Here is a 6337-nt window from a genome sequence, read left to right as displayed (position 1 = left end):
ACGCTTCCTCCCCACGGTCGGTCACCCTTCCGCAGTTGCGTTTCGCTTCGCTCACTGTGGTCAGCTCGCGACGGGACTTTCACCCGCAAGAGTGCGCCCATGCTGGGCGCACAAAAAAATGAGCGCTGGAAAAGCGCTCATCGAGAAAAGCAAGGTGATTCTTGCCAAAAAACCTTGTTCGATTATGAATGCGTTACGCAAACCATCAGCGCCTGCGTCGACGCTTCAAGCGGGATCAGGCATCCCGCTCGTCTGCACCCAGGATTAACCGGCTGCCAATGCGATTCGGCGCCGGATTCGCCCGGCCTCCTCCTTGTCCCCGACGGCATCGGCCCGTTGCGCCTGCAAACCTAGCCATGCCAGCAGAGGTCGTCGCCAACCCTGCGCGGACGCGGTATCGATCGCCAGTACGATGCCGCCGGGGGTCAGGTGGCCCGCCTTGAACAGCGCACCGGCAGCAACGAGACGCGCCAGCGGATCGGCCAGGCCAGCCATTTGCCTGCCGGTGAGCACCGGCCGGTGCTGCTCGGGCAGCAGCCCGGCATCGAGCCCCTGCCAGCGGCCGTAAAGATAATCGGCATAGACGCGCTGGGCCGGTGTCGCCTCCGAAGCCAGCGCAAGGAATCCCGGGCAATCATCGAAATCAAGGCTGGCCACCTGCGCGGCGCAGCGCACCAGCTCGACCTGCGCCACGTAGTCAGCGCGGCCGGTGCTGGTGGTGGCGCGACGGGCATCGCGGAATTCCGCCTGCGCGGCAGCGCTGCGCCCCTTCAGATAATCCTCGACCGACGCGTCGAGCAAGCCCTTGGCGTCGGATTGCCAGTCTGGCGGCAGCGGCTTGCCGGCGCAGCCGGCGAGGAAAGCCATGGCGAGGAAGGCGTACATTCTCATGGCAGCTTGATCTCCTGGTTGCTGCGGGCGAAAGGCCACTTGCGGTTGATCTCGTCGACCAGGCGGTTCACCTTGCGCAGGCTGGCGTCGACTTCGCCGCGCAGCGCGCCCAGGTCCTGGGTCGCCACGCGCGCGTTCGCCCCGACCGCCTGCGCCTCGACCAGCACCTCGTCGACTTTCTTGAGCGTGGTGCTGGCGTCGGAAAGGACCACGTGCAGCTGGCGGATCGAGGCCTGGGCGTCGTCCATGACGCCGTCCTTGCCGTAGACGCGGCGATCGGTCTTGTCGAGCAGTCCGTTGATGCGGTCGAGCGCCTCGCGCAGCTTGCGCGCCTCGGCGTCGCCACCCAGCACCCCGCCGAGCACGCCGCCGGGGCCGGACATGCGGCCGGTGACGCTGTTGATGTTGGCCAGGCTGGCGTTGATGTCCGAATCCGTCGCCGTCATCGTCTCGAGGTTTTCCAGCAGCGCCCGTACCGTGGCCACGATGCGCGGGATCTCGGCGGTGGCGTCGCCGCGCAGCACCGAGCGCACCGAGTTGGGCGGCAGCGGCGGGTCGTTCAGCAGTCCGGTAAAGGCGCGCAGGCGGGTTTCGCCGACGATGCTCGATTCCAGCGTGAAGACGCTGGAGGTGCGCAGCCATTTTGCATCTTTGCTGGTGACGTCCACCAGGATGCGCACCTTGCCGTCAGGCGCGAGCTCGACCAGGTTCACTCGACCGATCGGAAAGCCGGCGAAGGTCATGTCCATGCCGGGGATGACGCCGGAGGAATCGTCGGTCTCGAGCACCAGCCGCTGGGTGGGCTCGAACACCCCGCGCGCATGCATCACATAGCCGATGAAGGCGGCGATCAGGATGCCGACCGCCACGAGCAGGATCATGGCCTTGAGTTCAACGTGTTTCGGTTCGTCCGGCAGGGGTTCTGTCATCTAGGTCGTCTCTTGTTCACATGTATTTCAGCGCGAGCGAGGCCGCTTCGATCACCAGCAGCACGAACAGCAGGCGCAGCGCGCCCGGCTGCACCGTGAAGGCCACGCGGCGCTGATAGCGCTGCAGCTCGAGGATGGCGGCGGTCGGAATGAGCGCCACGGCCAGGCCGAACAGCACCGTCTTGAGCACGAAGCCGATCGTGATGGCCGGTGCGAACACGCGGCCGACGGTGCGGGTGTAGTCGCCCATTCCCCAAGGGGACAGGCCGTAGACGTTCAGGTAGGCCAGCACCAGCACGATGGCGCTGGTGACAATCGCCAGGCTCATGACCGCCACCGCGTTGGCCAGCAACTGCGGCACCATGTCGCGCCGCAGGCGGCGCAGCGCCTCGTCGTTGGCGGCCTGCGGCGACATGCCGGCGCGCGCCAGGCCCAGCGCCGAGGCGTCGAAGGCCATGCTGGCGCGCAGGGCCACGAACAGCGCCGCGGCCAGCGGGATGAGTTCGAGCACCAGCACGCGCACCACCATCTCCAGCGCGAAATGCGACAGGCCATAGCTCTTGGCCGTGACCAGCACGATGCGGATGATGATCAGGCTGATGAGGCTTGACGCCAGCCCAAACCAGGGCAGCACCTGCCAGGTGCTGGCGTAGATATGGCGCGCGGCGGCCAGACGGTTCCCGCGGTTATAGGTCGAGGGCGACAGGGCCATCACGATGGCGATCGCGCCCAGGTGCACCATGTACCACCAGCTGCGCAGGTAGTGCAGGACGGCGAGGCCCCACAAGCGCGGGTTGGCGTAGAGGTTGAAGGTTCGGCGCATGGTGTCAATATGATACAGATTTGGCTTGGTGCTTGGAAATTTTGTATCAAATTGATACTACTGCCTTCGCGCCTCCATCACCCCACTCACTTCCCCGATCGCCGCCAGCGCCTTCTGCAGCTGCGCGGTCGACCCGATTTCGGCCGTGAACACCATGCGCGCCTGGCCCTTGGCGCTTTGCGAGGCCACGCCGGTCACGTTGATCTTCTCGCGCGAGAACACTTCGGAGATATCGCGCAGCAGGCCCTGGCGGTCGCCCGCCAGGATGAACAGGTCGACCGGATACACGGTCTCGGAGCCGGCCGACCCCCAGGCGGTCTGGATCACGCGCTCGGGCGCCTTGGCGCGCATCTCGGCGAAGTTCTTGCAGCTCAGGCGGTGGATCGAGACGCCCTTGCCGCGCGTGACGAAACCGACGATCGGGTCCGGCGGCGCAGGCTTGCAGCACTTGGCCAGCATCGTCATCAGGCCTTCGGTGCCGACCACCAGCACGCCCGACTTGGCGCCCTTTTCCACGCTCGAGGCCAGGCTCTTGTTGACCACCGCCTCATCGCTAGGCGCCGGCGCTTCCACCGTGTCATGCAAGGCCGCTTCCACGTGGCGCAGGCTGAACTTCTCCTTGCCGACCTGGATGAACAGTTCGTCCACCTTCGCAAAGCCCAGCTTGTGCGCCAGCGCCTCCAGGTTGACCGCGGTCTTGCCTTCGCGCTGCAAGGATTTTTCCACCAGCGCGCGTCCCTGGGCCAGGGTCTCGGCCTGGTCCATCGCATGGAACCAGGCGCGGATCTTCGAGCGCGTGCGGCTGCTGACCGTATAGCCGGGGCTGAGCCAGTCGCGCGACGGGCCCTGGTTGGCGCTGGCGCCCTTGGCCGTGATGACCTCGCAGGTCTGGCCGTTGCGCAGCGGGGTATTCAGGGGCACCATCACGCCGTCGATCCTGGCGCCGCGGCAGCGGTGGCCTACCTCGCTGTGCAGGTGATAGGCGAAGTCGATCGGCGTGGCGCCCACCGGCAATTCGATGACGCGCGCCTGCGGGGTCAAGACAAAGATGCGGTCGTCCAGCGCCGCCGCCTTGAGCTTCTCGACCCATTCCTTCTGCTGGTCTTCCTGGCCGGCGACGACGTCGGCCACGTCGCTCTTCCAGGCCAGCAGCTGGCGCAGCCAGGCGATCTTCTCGTCGTATTTCTGGCTCTTGAAGTTCGACCCGCCCTCTTCCTTGTAGCGCCAGTGCGCGGCGATGCCGTATTCGGCGAAGTTGTGCATTTCCTGGGTGCGGATCTGCACTTCGAGCGGGCGCCCGTCTTCCGCATTGACGACCGTGTGCAGCGACTGGTAGCCGTTGGGCTTGGGTCGCGAGATGTAGTCGTCGAATTCCTTCGGGATCGGGGTCCAGATGTTGTGCACGATGCCCAGCACCGTGTAGCAGGTCTTCACGTCCGGCACGATCACGCGGAAGGCGCGCACGTCGTAGAGCGACGAAAAATCGAGCTCCTTGCCGCGCATCTTGTTATAGATGCTATAGATGTGCTTCGGCCGGCCCGACACCTCGGCCTGGATGCCGGCAGCGGCCAGCTCGCCCTGCAGGCGCGCGATCGAGGACTCGACGAAGCCTTCGCGCTGCATGCGCTTTTCTTCCAGCATTTTGGCGATGCGCTTGTAGGTCTCGGGCTCGATGAAGCGGAAGGACAAATCTTCCAGCTCCCACTTGAGCTGCCAGATACCGAGCCGGTTGGCCAGCGGCGCATAGAAGTCGAGCACCTCGCGGCCGTAGGCGCGGGTGACGTCGTCGAAGCGCTTCTGGTCGGCGAAATAGCGCAGCCCGGCCGCGCAGGAGGCGAGCCGGATCAGCACCACGCGCATGTCCGAGGCCATCGCCAGCAGCATCTTGCGCAGGGTCTCGACCTGCGCCGCGGCCTGCTGCGCGGCGTTTTTACCGCTCCCAAACTGCTCCTTGCCGGCCGTGAGGTCGCGCAGGCGAATCAACTGGTAGACGCCCTGCACCAGGTCGGACACCTCCTTGCCGAAGCGCTCTTCCAGCGAGCCGGCAACCTGCGGATCGGCCATCGCCAGCTCGAACAGCAGGCCGGCGATGCGGGTCTCGGCGTCCGTGCTCAGGTAAGCCAGGGTGCCGGCCACGCCCAGCGAGAATTCGAGCGCATCCTGGCCCGAGGTGGCGCGGCGCTCGCCATAGGCGGCCCCGGCGTAGTCGAGCGCGGCCTGTACGCGTGCGCGGTCGTCCAGGCTCAGTCCCTGGACGATCCCGGTGGTGGCGTCGACAAGCAGAGCGGTTGAAACCATCGGCTCAGCGCAGCGCGGCCGTGACGCAGACTTCCACGAGGCATGCGGGGTTGGCGAGCTTTGCTTCCACGGTGGCGCGCGGCGGGGTGTGGCCCTGGGCGACCCATTCGTCCCAGACCGCGTTCATGCCGGGGAAGTTGGCCATATCCGAGATGAAGATCTGGCAGGTGAGGATGCAGGACTTGTCGCTGCCCGCTTCCATCAACAGGCGGTCGACATGGCCCAGCACTTCGCGCATCTGGCCCTCGATGTCCTGGGTGGTGTCTTCGGCGATCTGGCCGGCCAGGTAGACGGTGCCGTTGTGGATGGCGGTTTCGGACAGGCGCTTGCCTACGTGCAGACGTTGGATTTCCATGGTTGCTTTCTTCTGTTCTCAAAAAGGGGGCTAGTCGCCCAGTAAAAATTCGCGTGCGATGGCGATCTGGCCGGCCTGCACGAAGGTCGGCGCATGGCCCACTTCCGGGATCTCGACCAGCCGCGCCCTTGGGCCGCGGGCGCACATCTCCTGCGCCGTCTGGTGCGACAGCAGGTCGGACAATTCGCCGCGCACCAGCAAGGTCGGGCAGCGGATCGCATCCCAGGCCGCCCACAGCAGGGCCTCGTCGCTTGCCGCGCGCGCGGGCGTGATGGCGCGGAAGGGTTGGGCCAGGCCCAGGTCGTAGTGGCGCACCCACTGGCCGTCGGCATCCTGGCGCAGCACGTCCCTGGCCAGCTTGGACCATTCCTCTTCGCTGTGCGGGCCAAAGGAAGTCGACACCGTGCGCACATAGGCCGCCCCGGTATCGAAGTCCGGGAAGCGGATGTCCTGTCCGATGTATTCGCCGATGCGCTGCACCGCGCCCTGGTCGAGCACCGGGCCGATATCGTTGATGACCAGCTTGCGGATCGGGCTGTCCTCGAGCGAGGCCAGCACCATGCCGATCAGGCCGCCCATCGAGGTACCGAACCAGTGCACGCCGGCCGCCTCGTCCTGGGCCGTGACGCGGGCCACCAGGGTGACCATGTCGGCCACATACTGCGGCACCGTGTAGAAGTCCGGGTTGCGCAGCCGACCGGAGCGCCCGCGGCCGACCACGTCCGGGCAGACCACGCGGTATTGCCCGCACAGGGCGCGCGCCAGGTGGTCGAAGTCGTCGGCCACGCGGGTGACGCCATGCACGCAGACCAGCACCTTCGGATTGAGCGGGTCGCCCCACTCCTTGTAGGCCATCCGGTGCAGGCCGGCGGGGGAGCTGCACTGCACGCTTCTTAATCTCGCTTCGGTCATCCCCGGCTCCGTCATGGCAATATTGTCGGTCAGTTCACTGCAATGCATCATTTTACGCGGCGTTGCGATTAGAATTCTACCAATTCTGTAGAAGCAACCCGATCACCTTCACCTTGAGGATGCAATGAA

At 65.9% G+C, this 6337-nt stretch carries 7 protein-coding genes; 1 reads left to right on the top strand and 6 read right to left on the bottom strand.

The annotated features are described in order from the left end of the window. Positions 1-268 (top strand): hypothetical protein (locus AC56LR_RS10165; protein ID WP_497129988.1); only part of this gene is annotated, 268 nt, incomplete at its 5' end. Here AC56LR_RS10165 and AC56LR_RS10160 read toward each other — a convergent pair. Genes AC56LR_RS10160 through AC56LR_RS10135 form a run of 6 tightly spaced genes read right to left on the bottom strand, consistent with a single transcriptional unit; the run spans position 265 to position 6208 of the window. Then, the gene (locus AC56LR_RS10160) at positions 265-891 is read right to left on the bottom strand and encodes a hypothetical protein (protein ID WP_497129987.1); all 627 of its coding nucleotides are present in this window, start codon (positions 889-891) and stop codon (positions 265-267) included. The two genes, AC56LR_RS10165 and AC56LR_RS10160, sit on opposite strands and share 4 nt — an antisense overlap. After that, positions 888-1820 carry an MlaD family protein gene (locus AC56LR_RS10155; protein ID WP_497129986.1) on the bottom strand — a complete coding sequence of 311 codons (933 nt, stop codon included), beginning with the start codon at positions 1818-1820 and terminating at the stop codon, positions 888-890. The genes AC56LR_RS10160 and AC56LR_RS10155 overlap by 4 nt, the downstream gene beginning before the upstream one ends. Before the next feature lie 16 nt (positions 1821-1836). After that, a complete protein-coding gene (locus tag AC56LR_RS10150) occupies positions 1837-2643 on the bottom strand; it encodes an MlaE family ABC transporter permease (protein ID WP_497129984.1) in 807 nt (268 codons plus the stop codon). 57 nt (positions 2644-2700) lie between these two features. Next, complete coding sequence (locus AC56LR_RS10145) at positions 2701-4941, bottom strand: RelA/SpoT family protein (protein WP_497129982.1); 2241 nt, start codon at positions 4939-4941, stop codon at positions 2701-2703. A gap of 4 nt (positions 4942-4945) precedes the next feature. Continuing rightward, complete coding sequence (locus tag AC56LR_RS10140) at positions 4946-5296, bottom strand: RidA family protein (protein WP_497129981.1); 351 nt, start codon at positions 5294-5296, stop codon at positions 4946-4948. Between the two features lie 30 nt (positions 5297-5326). Next, complete coding sequence (locus AC56LR_RS10135; RefSeq protein ID WP_497129979.1) at positions 5327-6208, bottom strand: alpha/beta fold hydrolase; 882 nt, start codon at positions 6206-6208, stop codon at positions 5327-5329. Positions 6209-6337 lie beyond the last annotated feature (129 nt).

Source organism: Telluria sp. ZT3P39 (assembly GCF_059685935.1).
Note: the sequence above shows the minus strand (reverse complement) of the source record. Positions and strands in the feature narration are given on the sequence as shown.